At 71.1% G+C, this 15,847-nt stretch carries 14 protein-coding genes and 2 pseudogenes; 9 read left to right on the top strand and 7 right to left on the bottom strand.

Annotated features, from left to right (window positions below; all coding sequences use genetic code 11):
• Positions 1 to 12: 12 nt before the first annotated feature.
• Positions 13 to 303, top strand: a pseudogene (locus WDV06_RS10635) (AAA family ATPase); the annotation flags it as partial.
• Positions 304 to 468: 165 nt separating this feature from the next.
• Positions 469 to 1,104 carry a nucleotidyltransferase domain-containing protein gene (locus WDV06_RS10630; protein ID WP_395509467.1) on the top strand — a complete coding sequence of 212 codons (636 nt, stop codon included), beginning with the start codon at positions 469 to 471 and terminating at the stop codon, positions 1,102 to 1,104.
• An 81-nt stretch (positions 1,105 to 1,185) separates the two neighbouring features.
• Here the strand turns inward: WDV06_RS10630 and WDV06_RS10625 are convergent, their stop codons facing one another.
• Complete coding sequence (locus WDV06_RS10625) at positions 1,186 to 1,896, bottom strand: DUF4839 domain-containing protein (RefSeq protein WP_395509400.1); 711 nt, start codon at positions 1,894 to 1,896, stop codon at positions 1,186 to 1,188.
• A gap of 167 nt (positions 1,897 to 2,063) precedes the next feature.
• On the opposite strand from WDV06_RS10625, the gene WDV06_RS10620 reads away from it, so the two are divergent.
• Both WDV06_RS10620 and WDV06_RS10615 read left to right on the top strand, forming a co-directional pair.
• On the top strand, positions 2,064 to 2,567 hold the full coding sequence (locus WDV06_RS10620) for a hypothetical protein (RefSeq protein WP_395509399.1): 504 nt from the start codon (positions 2,064 to 2,066) through the stop codon (positions 2,565 to 2,567).
• A 92-nt stretch (positions 2,568 to 2,659) separates the two neighbouring features.
• The gene (locus WDV06_RS10615; protein ID WP_395509398.1) at positions 2,660 to 3,061 is read left to right on the top strand and encodes a hypothetical protein; all 402 of its coding nucleotides are present in this window, start codon (positions 2,660 to 2,662) and stop codon (positions 3,059 to 3,061) included.
• A 101-nt stretch (positions 3,062 to 3,162) separates the two neighbouring features.
• On the opposite strand, the gene WDV06_RS10610 is transcribed toward WDV06_RS10615, so the two are convergent.
• The 3 genes from WDV06_RS10610 to WDV06_RS10600 all read right to left on the bottom strand — a co-directional run bounded on the left by WDV06_RS10610 (position 3,163) and on the right by WDV06_RS10600 (position 6,489).
• On the bottom strand, positions 3,163 to 3,549 hold the full coding sequence (locus WDV06_RS10610; protein ID WP_395509397.1) for a DUF6009 family protein: 387 nt from the start codon (positions 3,547 to 3,549) through the stop codon (positions 3,163 to 3,165).
• 220 nt (positions 3,550 to 3,769) lie between these two features.
• Positions 3,770 to 5,401 carry a DNA primase family protein gene (locus tag WDV06_RS10605; RefSeq protein ID WP_395509396.1) on the bottom strand — a complete coding sequence of 544 codons (1,632 nt, stop codon included), beginning with the start codon at positions 5,399 to 5,401 and terminating at the stop codon, positions 3,770 to 3,772.
• Positions 5,398 to 6,489 carry a bifunctional DNA primase/polymerase gene (locus tag WDV06_RS10600; protein WP_395509466.1) on the bottom strand — a complete coding sequence of 364 codons (1,092 nt, stop codon included), beginning with the start codon at positions 6,487 to 6,489 and terminating at the stop codon, positions 5,398 to 5,400. Before WDV06_RS10600 ends, WDV06_RS10605 begins: the two co-directional genes overlap by 4 nt.
• An 874-nt stretch (positions 6,490 to 7,363) precedes the next feature.
• On the opposite strand from WDV06_RS10600, the gene WDV06_RS10595 reads away from it, so the two are divergent.
• Positions 7,364 to 8,101: a VOC family protein gene (locus WDV06_RS10595; protein ID WP_395509395.1), complete on the top strand. Its 738-nt coding sequence runs from the start codon at positions 7,364 to 7,366 to the stop codon at positions 8,099 to 8,101.
• Between the two features lie 134 nt (positions 8,102 to 8,235).
• On the opposite strand, the gene WDV06_RS10590 is transcribed toward WDV06_RS10595, so the two are convergent.
• From WDV06_RS10590 to WDV06_RS10580, 3 genes are all read right to left on the bottom strand, one after another.
• Positions 8,236 to 8,655 carry a hypothetical protein gene (locus WDV06_RS10590; protein ID WP_395509394.1) on the bottom strand — a complete coding sequence of 140 codons (420 nt, stop codon included), beginning with the start codon at positions 8,653 to 8,655 and terminating at the stop codon, positions 8,236 to 8,238.
• Between the two features lie 63 nt (positions 8,656 to 8,718).
• Positions 8,719 to 9,429, bottom strand: a complete 711-nt coding sequence (locus WDV06_RS10585; RefSeq protein WP_395509393.1) for a hypothetical protein — start codon at positions 9,427 to 9,429, stop codon at positions 8,719 to 8,721.
• Between the two features lie 900 nt (positions 9,430 to 10,329).
• Positions 10,330 to 11,145: an ASCH domain-containing protein gene (locus WDV06_RS10580; RefSeq protein ID WP_395509392.1), complete on the bottom strand. Its 816-nt coding sequence runs from the start codon at positions 11,143 to 11,145 to the stop codon at positions 10,330 to 10,332.
• Between the two features lie 257 nt (positions 11,146 to 11,402).
• Here WDV06_RS10580 and WDV06_RS10575 point away from each other — a divergent pair, with 257 nt between their 5' ends.
• The 4 genes and pseudogenes from WDV06_RS10575 to WDV06_RS10560 form a co-directional block, all read left to right on the top strand.
• The gene (locus WDV06_RS10575) at positions 11,403 to 12,563 is read left to right on the top strand and encodes a ParA family protein (protein WP_395509391.1); all 1,161 of its coding nucleotides are present in this window, start codon (positions 11,403 to 11,405) and stop codon (positions 12,561 to 12,563) included.
• On the top strand, positions 12,560 to 13,969 hold the full coding sequence (locus WDV06_RS10570; RefSeq protein ID WP_395509390.1) for a ParB/RepB/Spo0J family partition protein: 1,410 nt from the start codon (positions 12,560 to 12,562) through the stop codon (positions 13,967 to 13,969). Before WDV06_RS10575 ends, WDV06_RS10570 begins: the two co-directional genes overlap by 4 nt.
• A gap of 133 nt (positions 13,970 to 14,102) precedes the next feature.
• On the top strand, positions 14,103 to 14,765 hold the full coding sequence (locus WDV06_RS10565) for a hypothetical protein (protein ID WP_395509389.1): 663 nt from the start codon (positions 14,103 to 14,105) through the stop codon (positions 14,763 to 14,765).
• A gap of 85 nt (positions 14,766 to 14,850) precedes the next feature.
• Positions 14,851 to 15,717, top strand: a pseudogene (locus tag WDV06_RS10560) (AraC family transcriptional regulator); the annotation flags it as partial.
• Positions 15,718 to 15,847 lie beyond the last annotated feature (130 nt).

Below are 15,847 nucleotides of genomic sequence, written 5' to 3'. Positions count from 1 at the left end.
TAGCGTGGCCGGGTGCCCGAGAACCTCCCTGCGCCCGAAGGGCCCGACGGGCCGCGCTGCCTACTGCTGGTCGGTCCGCCAGGGGCCGGGAAGTCCCGCCTGGCCGACGCCCTGGAAGCGCACGGTGTGACCCGGCTGTACCGGCGGTACGGCGCGTGCGGCGCCGACTCCCCGCGCGGTACGTCCGGCGCGCGCGAGCGCCCGTTCCTTGCCGACCTGGAGGTCCGGCTCCGTCAACTCCTCGCGGACGGACGGTCCGTCTTCCTCGATCCCGGCCTGTGGACACGGGCCGAACGCGACGACTGGCGGCGGACCGTCACCGCGGCGGGCGGGGTCCCGGTCCTGGTGGTGCTCGACGCCGGGCACCGGCACCGCCACGTCCACGGGTCGCACGACCTGCGCCGCTTCCGCGACCGGTACGAGCCGCCCGGCCCCGACGAGGACCCCGTCCCGTACGACGGCGACCCGGTGTCCGTCCCCCGCCTCCTCGCGGCGGCCGGGGCGCGCTCCGGGCCCGTCGCCCGCTGGGATCCCGCACCCCTGCGCGAGGTCGTCGGCCTGTTCGGCCGTGCCGGGTGCCCGTGGTGGATCGCCGGGGGCCATGCCGTCGAGCTGGCCGCCGGCCGCGCATGGCGGCCCCACGACGACATCGACGTCCTGCTCCTGCGGGACGACCAGCACGTCGTGCAGGAGGTCCTCGCCGGATGGGAGTGGTGGGCCGCGGACCCGCCCGGCAGCCTGCGTCCGTGGCGCGCGGGAGAGTATCTGCGTCCGGGCGTCCACGACGTCTGGTGCCGGCCCGCGCCGGGCGGGTCCTGGCGGATCCAGGTGATGCTGGACGAAGGGCGGGACGGGCAGTGGGTGTCGCGGCGCGATGACGGGGTGCGCCTGCCGGTGGCCGAGATCGGAGCCGTCAGCCCGGACGGCATCCCCTACCTGAGGCCCGAGGTCCAGCTGTACTACAAGGCAAAGGAGCCCCGCCCGAAGGACGAACAGGACTTCGACGCCGTCCTCCCGCTCCTCGACCCGGGCCGGCGCGCCTGGCTCGCGGACGCGATCACCCGCACCCTCGGCCCCCACCCCTGGCCCGGCCGCCTGCGCTGACCGGGCCGCGGTCCCGCCGTCGGACCGCCGTGGAACCGGCTCGGCCGAGGGAGGGCCGGCGCGGCCGGGTGCCCGTCCTGACTACCGGATGTCCGTCGAGACCGGGTGGAGGAAGAAGACGCACTGCTTCGCGTCGTATTCGCCCACCTCGGCAACGAAGCGGAACCTGTCGCCCGCGCGGACGGTGGCGGGGGTGTTCCGGCCGGTCAGCTTCAGGTCGGGGATGTTGGCGTCCTGGTACTTGAAGGCCGGGCCGATCCCCGTCTTCGGCCCCTCGTCGCCCGGGCCCAGGAGGAAGTCGTAACGGGTGTCGTCGTTCCCGTGGGGCGCCATGTGCACGATCGAGCCGTCGAACGCCACCGTCTTGCCCGGGTGCTTGGTCGCGAAGTCGCGGTTCGCGTCGTCGCACGAATCCCGCTTCAGCAGCGCCGCGAACTCCGGGTTGTTCTGAGGCGTGATCACGGCAGCGGCCACAGGCGACGCGGCGGAGGGCCCTGCGCTCGCAGTGGCCGCCGTCGACTTGTTCGACTCGTCCTTCTTGCCGCCTCCGCCCTCCAGTGCCGCGCCTACGCCGATGACGGCGGCCAGGATCACGAGGCCGCCGACCGCGGCGCCGATCAACAGCCGCGGCAGCGGCTTCTTCGGGCGGCGGAAGTCGAGCGTGGAGCGCAGCCTGCCCTGGCCCTGTCCCACGAGCTCCCAGCCGTCCTTCTGCATCTTCGAGATCACCAAGCCGTCGGTGCCGCGAAGTGTCTGCACGGTCTTGTACTCGTACTTGATCCCGTCGGCCATGCGGCTCCGCCCCCTGAACGATCCGTTCACCCCAACTGCTCCGGGAGCATAGGGGACTCCACGTCCCGCAGGGTTGAAGAGCTCACCACCACGCACACCGTGTGAATCGTGGGGAGGGTCGCGCGCCGGGGATCCGGAACGTGAGCCTGGAGTGCTGTACTGACCCGGTGGACGCAGCTCTGGCGACTTTGCTGGTCGGTATCGCAGGTGTCGCCGGCACCCTGACGTCAGGCTATCTGGCTCAACGCGCATCCCTTCGAACGCTGAGGCGGGAGAACGAGCGCCAGCGCCTCGACGACCTCCGCAATTGCTACATCGGGGTCAACAGCGTCGCCCGCACCTGCCGCTACGCGCTTGCCGACTATGTCCAGGCCATGGCGACCACTACCTTGACCGACGAGATTCGCCAGGCTGCCGCCACGGCAATGAGTGCCCACCGGGTCCAGTACGACGAAGCGCAGATGCTCGTCTCGGACGCAGTACTTGACGAGGTCCGTCGCGTGAACGGCCTGCTCAGCGTCCTCTACGGGCTACTGCGGCGTATCGATTGCGGCGTTCCCCAGCCGGACGACACGGTTGAACGGGCCAAGTACTTGTTGAAGGACTTGTGGCCGCCACTGATGACCATGAGGGAGGCCATGCGTCGAGACCTCGGCGTGGGAGGCACGTAGGCAGCTCCGCTTCGCTGGTCCATGGGCTTGCCGGTCTTCGCCGCTCTGGACGGTCACCACGCCCCGGGGCGGGGCAGGGGATACTTCGGGGTATGGACACGCCCTGCTTCCCCGCGCCCGGACCGTCGGCGGGTGAGGTGCTGCGTGAGCGGTACGCGGGGCGGCTGCCCGGGACGCTCGACGCGCTCGCCGGGCCCGCGCGCGGCGTCGTCGAGCTGCCCCTGCACGTCGCCTGGTCCGGGCTGCGTTCCTATGACCTGGACCGGCCGCGCCTGCGCATGGGCCTGTACCGCGTCGTCCTGGCCGAGGGGCGGCACGAGGAACTCGTCACGCTCCTCAACCGGGACCTGCTCCTGGCCCAGTGGCCCGTGCTGCGCACGCTGGTCAGCCGGCACGTCCGGCAGGTCTGGGAGGAAGCGTTCCCCGAGCTGGCGACGGCCGCGCCCCCGTGGCCTGAACCCGGCGGTCTGCGAGGCCGGTCCCCGGGTGCGTGACCGGCCGGACCCTCGGCCCCTGATGGTCATCGCAGGTCACAGCGCCGGCAGGGACGGCTCAGGGACTGAAGGGACCGGGTTTCCGGAATGGGTGCGCGACCTCAGGCGACCGTGCGCGTGCCCGTTCCCGCGACGCCCCGCTGGGAGCGTTCCGTCTTCATGCCCACGCGCCGGGGCTCCACCGTGCGCGGGTCCACCGCCTCGCCGGGGGCTCCGGCGCGGTAGAGGCCGTCCGGTTCCGCATCGCGGTCGTGCGGGAGGAGGTAGAAGACGCGGCGCTTCTGCAGCCCGCTGTCCGGGTCGGCCTCCGCGCTGTCGCAGAGCTCGGCGAAGCCGACCATGCGGCCGTCCCGGTAGTAACGGGGCTTGCCGCGCCGGCGCGGGGTCTTGTCGAGGGCCTGGCGTACGTAGTCGAGCTGTGCGGGGTCTTCCAGCCACACCACCTTGTCCTCGTGGGTGAGATCGCTTGCTTGGAGTAGCGAGCTCATGGCCGTGGTCCCTTCTCGGTCTGACGTAGCTGCTGCACGGGCTGGACTGGCCACGCTACCGGGCGCCGGGCATGGGCTATGCCGGTGTCCCGGACGGCGGCGGCCTGTGGCTGGTTCATTCGTTGCGTGTCCATGGTAGGCGGCTGGATGCGGTGGCGGACAGTAGGCCCGGGCGGTTCGCCCCGGCGCCGCCCCGTTCGACGGTCGGCCCGGTGCGCCCTCACCCCGCCTCGTCGGCGAGCAGGGCGAGGCCCGGGTAGAACTTCTGGCCGTTGGAGCGGAGCATCTCGCCGGGTGAGGAGATGCCGACCTCGGCGCGGATACGGGTGGCGAACGCGCGGGTGGTGGCGGGGCGCAGGCCCTCGCCCTCCTGGCACCAGGTGCTGTACGCCCGGTACAGGGCGCCCTGCTCGACCTTGAAGTCCCGCGGCTCGTCGGACCCGTCCCCGGTGGTGCAGCATTCGGCGAGGAAGCGGCCGATGTGGTCCTCGGTGGTGGCGTACGCCTGGGTGGCGGTGCGCACGACGGTGGGGCCGGTGAGGGACGGCTTGGTCTTCAGGTAGGCCATGGCGCCCTGGATCATCCAGTGGAGGATGCCGGGGCCCTCGTGGTTGACGAGTTCCTCCGCCAGGTTGTCGATCTTGCGGTGGTCGGGGACGACCTTGTCGAACGGGATGAGGCGGATGCGGCGCCAGAAGGCGTGGCCGCCGGTGCCGACCTCGGGGCGGTGGTTGCCGAGCAGCCACAGCTTGTGGGTGGGCTCGAAGCTGAAGTAGTCCTGCCGCATGCGGCGGGCCTTGAGCCGGTCGCCGCCGGTGAGGAGCTTGACGCGGGCCTCGTCGAACTTGTCGTGGGGCTTGAGCTCACTGCACACGAACAGGCGACGGCCGTGCAGTTCGGTGAGCTCGGTGGAGTGCTCGTTGAACTTGCCGCGCTCCATCAGGAAGCCGGGCGGTGCCACGTCCGCGTAGTCGCCGAGGATCTTGATGACGATGTCCATGAGGGCGGACTTGCCGTTGGCGCCGATGCCGTAGAGGAACGGCAGGACCTGGCCGCCGACGTCGCCGGTGATGGAGTAGCCGAGCAGGAGATGGACGAAGGTGATCATCTCCCTGCCCTTGTCGTCGTCGCCGAACGTCTCCGTCAGGAAGCGGGCGAAGCGCGGGGTGGGGCTGGCCTCGGGGGCCAGGAAGGTCGCGCGCGAGTGCAGGTCCCGCAGCGGGTCGGGCTTGCGGAGCTCGCCGGTGCGCAGGTCGACGACGCCGGCAGGGGTGCACAGGGCGAACTTGTCGCCGTCGAGGGTGTCGGGGTCGAGGGCGAGCTCGGGAGACGCCTTGGCCTGGGACAGCATGGCCTTGACGCCGGAGGTCGACATGGCGCGCTTGCGGTGCTGGGCGAGCTCGCGGTCGGTGAAGTGGCCCCGGGGGTCGTGCAGGGGCATCTCCTCGGCCATGTCGCCGGCGGCCCAGATGGCCGCCTTCTCGCCGCCGGTGCGCTTCCACCGGTACTCGTCCCACACGTACCAGCCGAGGCCCTCGACGTGGCGGAAGCGGTGGTTGTGGAGGTGGGCGAAGAGTTTGGCGTTGCCGCGGTCGGTGAGGTTGACGAGCAGGCCGGACTGGACGAAGTCACCGGGGCGGGACGCCGTCACGAGGGTGGCCACCTGCTGGGCGGGCAGCTGGGCGGTCGAGGCGGGGCCGTCGGCGGCTGCGGCGGTACCGGCGGCACCGGTCCTGCCGGTGGGTCCGGCGGTTCCCGCGGTGTCGGCGGTGGGGGCGGTTTCGGCGGAGAACACCGCGAGCTGCTCCGCGGCGGCGTGCGCGTCGAAGCCGGTGCTTCCTGCGCTGCTCATGAGCGTCCCTTGGGGTGGATAGGGCGGTGGCTGCCGGCACGGAGCGCGGAGTCGATGACGAGTCGGTTGCGGCGCTGCTGGTCCGGGCGGGCCGCGTTCGCGGCATCGGTGAGGAGACCGGCGCATTCGGGCAGCGGGATGTGGCCGGCGGCCGCGAGGCCTCCGGCGGTGAAGGCCGCACGGTTGAGCTTCTCGCTGAACGCGGTGCCGGAGGGGGCCTGGGCGCAGTCCCGGACTTCGGCGAGGAGGGGGGCGAGGATGCGGTGGGCGTCGTCGTTCCCGGTCGCGGTCGCCGCGGCCTTCGCCCTCGCCGTCGCCTTCCGTGCCGTTGCCGTTGCCGGTGCCGGGCGCGCCGGGCCGGTGCTGCCGCCCGCGGGCGCGGCAGCGCCCTCCGGCCCCTGGGGGGCGGGGTGGTGGCCGGTGCGGGCGAGTTCGGCGTGCAGCCACAGCGGCAGGGGTGCGGGCGTACGGGAGCCTGGCAGGGCCTCGTACGCTCCCTGCGCCGTACGCGTGCCGGGCGCGACGATGTAGCCGCCGGTGGCCCGTACGTCGACCTGCCAGGCGAGGGCGGTACGGGTGCCGCTGCCGCTGGAGGAGCGGATGGCCGGGCTCCCCAGGGGCGCGCGGTACCAGATGTGCAGGCCACCGCTGGGGGTGCGGACGCGCAGGGTGCCTTCGTCCCGGGCGGGATCGGGCTGTCGGCGGAGGGCGGCCAGGAGCGCGAGGGTGTCGTAGCCGGAGCTGAGCCCGGTCAGGTCCACCCGGTCGTCGATGCGGATGCCGGGCAGCAGGCGCTGACGGTCCGGCAGCGGGGCCGGGTGGGTGTCGACGTCGATGACGACGAGCCCGGCCGGGCCGCACGAGACACCCACGCCGAACCGCGGCTCCTGGCACCACCAGTCCCTGATGACGTCGGCGGCCGTGGTGGCGGCGTGGAAGCCGTGGCACCAGCGTCCCTCCGCCGGGCAGGGGCAGCTGGGCGGGGCGTGGTGCTGCTCCCGGCAGCGGGCGCAGTTCGCGGGGGGTGTTTTGGTCCCTGGGGCGAGGGGGTGGACGGGCATGCCCTTGGAGGCCAGCCAGAGCGCCACGTCCAAGCCGCCGTGCCCGGTGCCGACTGCTGCCGCTGGTGGCGGCGTTGCGCTGGGGGCTGGCACGTGTGTCTTCCTCGGCGGTGCGGCGGGGCTGGGTTCGGCTGTGTGGGCTGGTGGGGGTGTTGGCCCCGTCCCGGGCAGGGACTGAAGGGACCAAACTTTCACAATGCCGGAGCCTAGCGCAGCGACACGCCGAGGCGATGCAGGCTGCTGCGACTGTTTTGATTCTTCAGTCCCTTGAGTCCCTCCGGATGGTGGCCCCCGACGGAGCGCCCGGCGAGGGGATCCGTCCCGAATGCCGGGTTGTCCCGGGTTCGGGCCAGGGACTGAAGGCGTCGGCGGCTCTCAAGGCCCCCTCCCCCGGGTCCCCGTCCCCCCTGGAACAGGGACGGAACCCCCGTCAGACCCTGTTCAGTCCCTGGTCCCTTCGGTCACTGACAAACCTGCAGGTCAGCCGGTTGCTGCCCGAATCGAAGGGACTGAAGGGACTGAGTTTTCTAGTTATGACGCCAATATGACACCAGTACTCCTTACGCCCGCGCATACACGCACGCACGTAAAGGCTGGAAGAGTGGATTCTCAGTCCCTTCAGTCCCTGCTCTTTCCCTTGAACCCGCTCTGACCTGCGGAAACGCTCAGGGACTGAGGGACTGAGGGACCAAGGGACCGAATGCGAAGCGACCAGGTCGCTGCACAAGGGCGCCCGCGACGACCCCAGGAGAGGAGACGGCTTTCAGTCCCTGGCACCACCGCGAGGGACCGAGGACTGCAGAAGGGAGGAAGGGAGGCAGCCCGTGAGGCCGGACCGGAGCCGTCCAACCGCCTCCGATCAGGGTGTTCTTGGGCCGGAGGCGCCTTTAGGATCTCCGGTATGGCAACGCGACTCGTGCAGATCAACATGAAGGCCCATGACGACTCCGCGCTCGGCAGGTTCTGGGCGGAGGCCCTCGGCTGGGGCATCGACAGCGAGGGACCCGGGGTGACCAACCTCGAACCCGTGGGCTTCAGCTACCCCGGCCCCGAAGCCGTCTGCATCGACATCATCGCCCGCCCGGAACCCAAGACGGTCAAGAACCGGGTCCACGTCGACCTGGCCACCACCTCGACCGCCCACCAGGCGGAACTCGTCGCACGCCTGAAGGACCTCGGCGCGACCCCGGCCGACGTGGGCCAGGGAGACGTCCCCTGGACGGTCCTCGCCGACCCCGAGGGCAACGAGTTCTGCGTCCTGGAGCCCCGTCCCCGCTACCGGGACACCGGACCGATCGCCGCGGTGGTCGTCGACTGCGCGGACCCGAGGGAGATGGCCCGGTTCTGGAGCGGTGCCATGGACTGGACGCTCCACGAGGTCACCGACGACCAGGCGACCCTGCGCTCCGCCAAGGGCGTCGGCCCCTACCTGGAATTCGTCCGCAACCCCGACCCCAAGACCGGCTGGAACCGCGTCCACCTCGACGTCGGCCCCTACCGGGGTGACGACCCGGCAGCAGAAGCGGCCCGACTGCGGGCCCTGGGAGCCACCGACCCCGATTTCGACCGGGCCGCCATCTCCTGGACGATCCTGGCCGACCCCGAAGGCAACGAGTTCTGCCTCCTCTCCCCCCGCTGATCCCGCCTGACCCCGACGAGCCTCATGGGTTCAGCTGTCCCAACCCGGGTGCGGCGGATATAGTGGGCCGAAAGTTACTCAGGCGCGAAGGGCCCTCCACCCAGTGGAGGGCCCTTCGTCTTGCCCGCTTCCGCTCAGGCCACCTGGAGCTTCGGCCGGCCCGTCGTCGGCGTGGGCGGCGCCTGGTGGTAGGTCGGCAGTTTCAGGTTGGGCAGGTCGCCGGCCTGGATGCGGACGAGGGCCGCCCGGAACGCCGCCTCCATGCTCTCGGGGCTCTCGTACTTCGCCGCGAGCGGGTGGAGCCGGTAGGAGTTGCCCGTACGCTCCTCGCTGCGCGGCCTGAGCACGATGTTCAGCTCGCACAGCGGCGCCATCAGCCCGCTGACGGCCTGCGGCGTGACCCCGTACTCCACCGCCATGTCCTTCTGCCGGACCGTCAGCGCCCCTCCGAAGTCGCTCCGGGCGACCAGGTACTGGAGGAACTTGACGGCGGACCCGGACAGGGGCAGGGCCCAGATGCGCTCCGCGACGATCGGAGACATGACGTTAGCCATGGGACGGCCTTCCTCGTGAGCGGTGGCGGTGGTCCGTGATGGAGGACGGGCCTGGCAGCACTATCACCCGGTACGTTTCCTTCCGCGATAGTCGGCCGCCGCCCCGAAATCGAGGTCGAGTTCCTCCTGATGGGCACCCTGCGGGCCCACAGCGTAGGGGAAGGCCGCGACGTCGTGCTCGTGCCGGTCGGCGATCTCGGCGAGTACGTCGTGCTGGGCGCTGCTGTTTCCGTGGAACCACAGGCGTACGTTGAGCTGGATCCGGCCCCTGCCCGCCTTCTCCACCCAGTTGTAGCCGCACAGCGCCTGCACCGCACGGTTGACCGTGGAACGCGTGATCATCTTGCCGCCCTTCTGAGCGGCGATCTTGTTCAGCCCATCGGTGATCTCCTGCTGCGTGTACGGGGTGACGCCGGTCCCCGGCACCTGTCCGCCGGCCACGAAGAGGAAGACGCACAGCTGTGACTTGGTGATGCTGTTCGCGACGGCCAGTTGGGCGAGCAGCTGCGTGAACCAGTTGCTGGCCAGGCTGTAGCCGGAGCCCCCGGCCATGTCGTGGACGGCCTTCGGGTCGGCGGCGTACTCGAAGTGGACGCCCTTGAGCCGGCGACGGCCTGCGGGGTCCGCGGCTTCGGCGACTTCGGCGACCTTCTCCCCGAGCTGCTGGCCGAGGACCGCCAGGATGTCCCCGTACTCGGCTTCGCTGCCCCCGGAGGTGGGGGCGGGCACGGGTCGGGGCCCGCGCCGACGACGGGCGGGCGGATCAGATGTCACGAGACCTCCTTGTTACTCAGGCGGTCCGAGGCTATCCAAAAAATCAACCACAGCTTGTCTTTTGACGCGGCGACGCGCCGAGGGTGCCTTCCGCGCAGTGCCCCGTTCGAACGCGGCGCCAAAAGTACACGCAGCATGTACTTCTGACGCCGGAGAGCGCCGAAACTCCACGCCTGCTTGATTTGGGTTGTCGCAATGACGACACGTTCGTGTAGCGGCCACGCGTTCTCGGCGGCGCTCCGGCCGCTCCCCCGCACCGCGCTGACCTGCGGCGCGGCAACGCGGCTCGGTGTCGGCCAAAAGTCCACGCCTGCTTGAGTTTTCCGGGATATGTGTCCGCCAGGTATACACTCCAGCGCCGCGAATGTGTCCTGGGCGACACATAGGGTCGGACAAAACCGCAGGTCAGAGCCCTGTGAACGCGGCGCCCTCTTACTAAAAGAGCAACCCCGGTACGCCTCTTACACGACACCCGTACCGCTGCCGACCCGCCCGAACCCGCACCACCGCACGCGAGCCCCGACGCGGGGTGCGTCGAACGGGCACGGCCAGTGGTCACCCGCACCACCCCCGGCCCCAGCCACGTTCCCGTCTTCCCACCCCCCTCGGGCGCGCGGCCGCCCGCGGTGCCCAGCCGCCCCGGCGGGGCACCGCAAGCCCGCCAGGGCTGAGGAGCTACCGACCCCGGGCGTCCGCCGAGTGCGGCGCGCTACCACCGGTGGAGCGGGGCGGCCGGCTGGATTTCCGGCGCAAGGGGCGAAAAGTGACCGCCAGAACGGGCCCTCAGAGCGCCGAACTCCAGCGCCCCGGTATGCCGCGACCTTCCGGGTGGTCGCAGGCCGTCAGCGGGGCGTACAGCGCCTTTTGTGGAGGGTGAAGACGCCCTGGAGCTCCGAACCGTCACCTTGACGGAGCAACGGGGCCCGTCTTGTCGTCGATCCGGAAGCTGATGACGTCGACCTCGTCGGCTTCCACCAGATCCGGGTAGTGGCGCCTGAGAACGTCACGGAGTTCGGTCGCGGTCGCCAGCCCCTCCGCCTGGGCGTCCTGGTCGGTGAGGTCGCCGACCCGGCACTGCCTGATCCCGGTCACGTCTGCCGGCAGGACGACTTCGGGGTCACACTCGAAGACCAGCCGTGCCGGTCCGAGCCGGGCAGGGTCCCGGAAGCGGGTGGTCTTGGTCTTGGCTCCGGAGCGGACGGCTTCGAGGTAGCGGGGGTTGAACCGGATGATCGGGGGGCCGGCCGTCTCGGGGTCCTGGTAGAGCGACGGGTCGAGACCGTTCATGCCCTCCGGTGTCCATCGCTGGGTCAGCGGCATCAGGTCGGCGGCGAGGACGGATCTGGGCCCGTCGGGCGTGGGAACGATGACGCGCATGGTGGGGTAGTAGTCCACGAAGACCTGCCGGTCGCGTCCGCACGGGCCGATGATTCCCCGTCCGTGGTTTCCCACGGCGACTATGCAGCGCATCTGGCGGGCGCCCTGGGCTCGCGCGGCTCCCAGAGCAACGAGTTCGGCGCAGGGGCCGCCGGTGAAGTGGTACAGGTTCACGCCGGCGAACATCCGGTAGTCGGCGGCCATGACCGCGGCGCCCATGGTGTGGATCCCGTCTTCGTCGGGCCCGGCGTCGGTATGCGCGTCGATGGTGCGGCGGGCCAGCTCCACGAGCTCACGCTCGTCGTCATCGAGAGCCCGTGCGGACGGCGGTACGTACACGTTGTTTCAGCCTTCTCTTCGGTCAGCGGTCACCGAAGCATTCCAGGCCGCGCATGAGGGCTCCACGGCATTTCGGCTCGCCTCGACCGGACCCCGTGGGGCCCGTCGATGCCGACGGCCGGAGCGTCCGGTTCCGCTGATGGCGGCTCCCGGGCCAAGGTAACCGGTGATCATTCCGGTCAACCCGCCCGTTACCAGGGCAACATACTTCGGTGTGCCTCTTCGCCTTCCAGCCGGAAGGTTAGTAAGGTACCCGCATGACCGCTCCATACGATCCGGAAGTCAGGGAAAAGGTAGTCGCGAAGCTGCCTGCCTCCCTGCGGCAGGAACTCAAGGTCCGCGCAGCCCAGTTGGGCGTGGACATCCAGGACGCCGTCACCGAAGGCGTCCACGCCTGGCGTGCCGACGCGTCCGCGGCGACGGCCGTCGACACCTCGGGGGCCTCCTCCTTCTCGACGTACCTCCCCACCGGCCTGTACGGGGAGTTCAAGGAGGACTGCCGGGTACGGGAAGTCCCGTACAACCAGGGCCTCGCCCAGTCGATCCGGCTCTGGCTCGACACCCACCCCTCCCCCACCGGCCGCCGTCGCCCCGCGAACGAGGGTGCGCGCAGGATCGTGGTCTGCAACCAGAAGGGGGGCGTCGGCAAGAGCGCCATCAGCAACGGCGTCTCCCAGGCCCTGGCCGAGACCGGTGCCCGCGTCTGCGTCATCGACTTCGATCCCCAGGGCCACCTCACCCGCCACCTCGGGGCCGAGATGCTCAGCATCAAGGAGCCCAGCCTCGCCAAGTACATGCTCGGCGAGATCGACGGCCGCGTCCGCGACCTCCTCGTGCCCATCGAGCACGGTGTGTTCGCCGGCCGCCTCTTCCTCCTCCCCTCCTGCAAGGACGCGTTCCTCCTCGACGCCCGGCTGGCCACCACCCGCCACGTCCGCACCAAGGAGACGGCGCTGGAGAAGGCGCTCGAAGAGCTGGAGAAGGAGTTCGACTACATCGTCGTCGACTGCCCGCCCAGCCTCGGCTACACCATGGACACCGCGCTCTACTACGCCCGCACCCGCGAGGGCGAGTCGCCCAAGACCTCGGGCGTGATCATCCCCGTGCAGGCGGAGGACACCTCGGCCGACGCGTACGACATGCTCAGCGAGCAGCTTGAGGACCTCGTCGACGACCTCGGCATCGAGATCACCCAGCTCGGTTTCGTGGTCAACCTCTACGACAGCCGCAAGGGCTACGTGGTCACTTCCTCCCTCAACAGCTGGAAGGAGTTCGGCGACCCGCCGGTCATCACCGTCATCGCGGATCTGAAGGAGCAGCGCGAGGCGGTCCGCGTGAAGCTGCCGCTGCTGCACTACGCGCCCGACTGCGAGCAGTCCGAGGCGATGCGCGAGATCGCCCGGAGGATCGCGGCATGAGCAAGAGCGACCTCCTCGGTACCGGCGCCGCCTTCAGCAACGCGCGCCGCACCGCCGGCCGCAGCGAGCGGGGCCGTGCCAAGGCCCTCGCGCAGGGCGACGTACCGGCGTACGAGCTGATCCGCGTCCCCCTCGACCAGGTCTCCCCCACTCCCCTCAACCCCCGCCGGAACTTCGGCACGGACGAGGAGAAGACCCGCTTCGGCGAGGAGCTCCGCCAGGCCCAGCTCTCGGCGTGCGTCGCGGTCAGCCGGGGCGCGTACCTGTCGCTCTATCCGGACCACGAGGGCCGGATCGGCGCGGCCGCGTACGTCCTCATCAACGGCGAGCGGCGTTTCCGCAGCGCGGTGCACGTGGGGCTGGAGGCGCTGGACTTCGTCGTACGTGACGACCTGGCGGCCTCCCGTACCGACTTCATCGACCACCTGCTGGCGGAGAACCTCGAACGCGAGGACTTCGACGTCATCGAGCGCGCCCGGGGCGTGCAGCAGCTGGTCGACTCCTGCGCGGAGCAGGGACGGGAACACGGGGCGAAGTCCCGGGCTGCGGAACGGCTGGGCAAGTCGCCGTCCTGGGTGACGAACCAGCTGGTGCTGCTGGAACTCCCGGAGGAGATCCAGAGGATGCTGAGCTCCGGTGACATGCCGGAGCGCGACGGACGCCTCCTCGCCCGGGCGGCGAAGGAGCGGCCGGGCGTGGACGCGGCCGCGCTGCTGGACCTCCTCCAGGAGAACAAGGCGCAGGAGGCGCGGGCGAAGGCGGCGCAGCGGGAGATCCTGCGCGAGGCCCGCGAGCCGGTCACGACGCCGGCCCCGGTTGCCGCCCCTGTCGCGGCCCCTGTCGCGGCCCCTGTCGCGGCGCCAGTCGCGGCCCCTGTCGCGGCCCCTGTCGCGGCCCCTGTCGCGGCGCCGGTCACGGTGCAGGAACCGGCGACGGCGCCGGTGCCGGTGCGGGCGCCGGACCCGGGTGCGGAACCGTCCCCCGTGCCGGTTGCGGCGGAGCCGATCCCGGCCGCAGCCGGCCCGGAACCGGCGGGCGGGGAGCCCCGACTTTTGTCCGCGGACAAAAGTCCGGCCCCTGCGGCACCCCCAGCCGTTCCCCCGGCAGCCCCTGCGACGGCCGTCCCGGACCCCACCCTCCCGCCCGCCGAGCCGTCCGCGGCCACGGCCACATCCCCGGCCTCCGACGCAGCGGAACCCGCGCCGACCGGGGCCGGAGCGGCCCCCGCCCCGGAGCCGGAGACGGTCATCCCGGAACAGGCGACGAGCCCGGAGACGGGTGCGGTGTCATGGGACGACCCCCAGGCGGTCTTCGAGGCGATCCGCCAGAACATGCCGCCCAAGCAGCGCGCGGAACTGACCATGCTCCTGATCGACAGCAACGGCAGGACCACCGGCAACCGCTGACCGCCCATCGATCCCCCCTCCCCACGACGGCCCGACTTTTGTCCGCGGACAAAAGTCGGGCCGTTCCCGTAGGCGGCGTTCATGGAACGATGCACCCATCGGAACGACGAAGATCCGCAGAAGGGTTGCTCACATGGGGGACATATCAGCCGAGCGGCGACGCATCCTGCAGTCGCCTCCGCCCGAGCTCGTCGCCGAGGCGGCGGCGAACCCGGGAGGGTCCGTCGCGGTCATCGACCCGGCCTTCATCGGGGACCCGAACGGCTACGTTCCGGGGGAAGCCGTGCAGGGGGTCTGGGTGGTCGGCGAGGACGGAAAGCTGACCGGCGAGTTCGTCGAGAACCCGAACTACGGACCGCCCAAGGACGACTTCGCCAAGCTCACGGGATCCGGGCACTGGCTGGGCTGGCTCGCCGACCAGCCCGCCGCCGCCGTACGCGACTCCATCGCGGGAATCCTGGACGAGCAGGTCGCGGGCGCGGTCGTGGAGTGGATCAAGATCCTTGACGATCCGCGCTACCTCACCGGAGGCCGCCCGCACCCGGCCGATCCGGACCGCATGACCGTCACACGAGCCGGCCTCGCGGTCTCCTTCGCGCTCTCCGTGACCAGCCCCGGGCACCCCCGGGAGACTCTCCAGGGCGTGTTCACCCGGGTCGCCGTCGGGCTCGACCAGCCCGGCCACCGCAAGGACAGGGTCTGGCTCGACCTGCGGGCCGACCTGGACTGGGCCGAGACGGAACTCCGCGAACGGATCTACCGCGTCGGCCACACCCCCGGCCCCGGGACCAGCTGACACCCGACCGGAGCGGGCACAGGATGTCGGGTGGTGCAGGCTTGCTCCTTCCTAACGTGGTGATCGAAAGGGAAGGAGGCCGGGGTTGCTGGATCGGCTGAACCAGGCCATGGACTACATCGAGGGACATCTCGAAGACCACATCGAGGTGTCGGAGCTCGCCCGGATCACGGTCACGTCGGAGTACCACTTCCGGCGGCTGTTCTCGTCGCTGGCGGGGATGCCGCTGTCGGAGTACGTCCGACGCAGGCGGCTCACCGTCGCCGCCGCCGACGTGCTGGCCGGGGAGCCGACCCTGCTGGAGATCGCGGTCCGCTACCGCTACACCTCCGGGGAGGCCTTCGCCCGCGCCTTCCGCGCCGTGCACGGGGTCGGTCCCGGCGAGGCCAGGCGTACCGGTGCCGCTCTGCACGCACAGCCCCGGCTTTCCTTTCGCCTCACCGTCGAAGGGAACAGCACCATGCGGTACCGCATCGTGGAGAAGGAAGCATTCCGGGTCGTGGGCAAGAAGGCCCGCGTCCCGCTGATCTACCAGGGGGTCAACCCCCGCATCGCCGAGCACATCCGGAGCATTCCCGCGGAAACGATGCTGCGGATCGTCGGCCTCTCGGACCAGGACCCGGAGGGCGTGGTGTCGGCGACGGTGCGCCTGTCGGACGGCTTCGAGGAGGGGAGCGAACTCGACTACTACCACGCGGTGGTCACCACCGCCGGAGTCGAACTCCCCGACGACCTCGACGTACTGGACTGCCCGGCAGGCACCTGGGCCGTGTTCGAGAACACCGGGCCGTTCCCGGAGGCGCTCCAGCGGATGTGGGGCGACGTGGCGGCCCAGTGGATCCCCTCCAACCCGTACGAGTACCGTCCGGGCCCGGAGATCCTCCGCACCCGCCCGTCCCAGGACGACCCGGCCCACTCCGAGGCCCAGCTGTGGATCCCGGTGAGCCGCACCGGCGGCGGGGGGGGGGGGGGGGGGGGGGGCGGGGGGGGGGGGGGGGCCCGGCGCGGGGGGGGGGGGGGGGGGGGGGGGGGGGGGGGGGGGGGGGGGGGGGGGGGGGGGGGGGGGCGGGGGGGGGGGGGGG

It is taken from the genome of Streptomyces racemochromogenes (genome assembly GCF_044129415.1).
GTDB classification, from domain to species: domain Bacteria; phylum Actinomycetota; class Actinomycetes; order Streptomycetales; family Streptomycetaceae; genus Streptomyces; species Streptomyces racemochromogenes_A.
The sequence above is the reverse complement of the archived record's forward strand: the minus strand, read 5'-3'. Positions and strand labels throughout refer to the sequence as shown.

Bases quoted from the DNA above. Each gene is read 5' to 3' on its own strand.
- WDV06_RS10625 (WP_395509400.1), bottom strand. From the start codon at position 1,896: ATGGCCGACGGGATCAAGTACGAGTACAAGACCGTGCAGACACTTCGC.
- WDV06_RS10615 (WP_395509398.1), top strand. From the start codon at position 2,660: ATGGACACGCCCTGCTTCCCCGCGCCCGGACCGTCGGCGGGTGAGGTG.
- WDV06_RS10610 (WP_395509397.1), bottom strand. From the start codon at position 3,549: ATGAGCTCGCTACTCCAAGCAAGCGATCTCACCCACGAGGACAAGGTG.
- WDV06_RS10605 (WP_395509396.1), bottom strand. From the start codon at position 5,401: ATGAGCAGCGCAGGAAGCACCGGCTTCGACGCGCACGCCGCCGCGGAG.
- WDV06_RS10595 (WP_395509395.1), top strand. From the start codon at position 7,364: ATGGCAACGCGACTCGTGCAGATCAACATGAAGGCCCATGACGACTCC.
- WDV06_RS10590 (WP_395509394.1), bottom strand. From the start codon at position 8,655: ATGGCTAACGTCATGTCTCCGATCGTCGCGGAGCGCATCTGGGCCCTG.
- WDV06_RS10575 (WP_395509391.1), top strand. From the start codon at position 11,403: ATGACCGCTCCATACGATCCGGAAGTCAGGGAAAAGGTAGTCGCGAAG.
- WDV06_RS10570 (WP_395509390.1), top strand. From the start codon at position 12,560: ATGAGCAAGAGCGACCTCCTCGGTACCGGCGCCGCCTTCAGCAACGCG.
- WDV06_RS10565 (WP_395509389.1), top strand. From the start codon at position 14,103: ATGGGGGACATATCAGCCGAGCGGCGACGCATCCTGCAGTCGCCTCCG.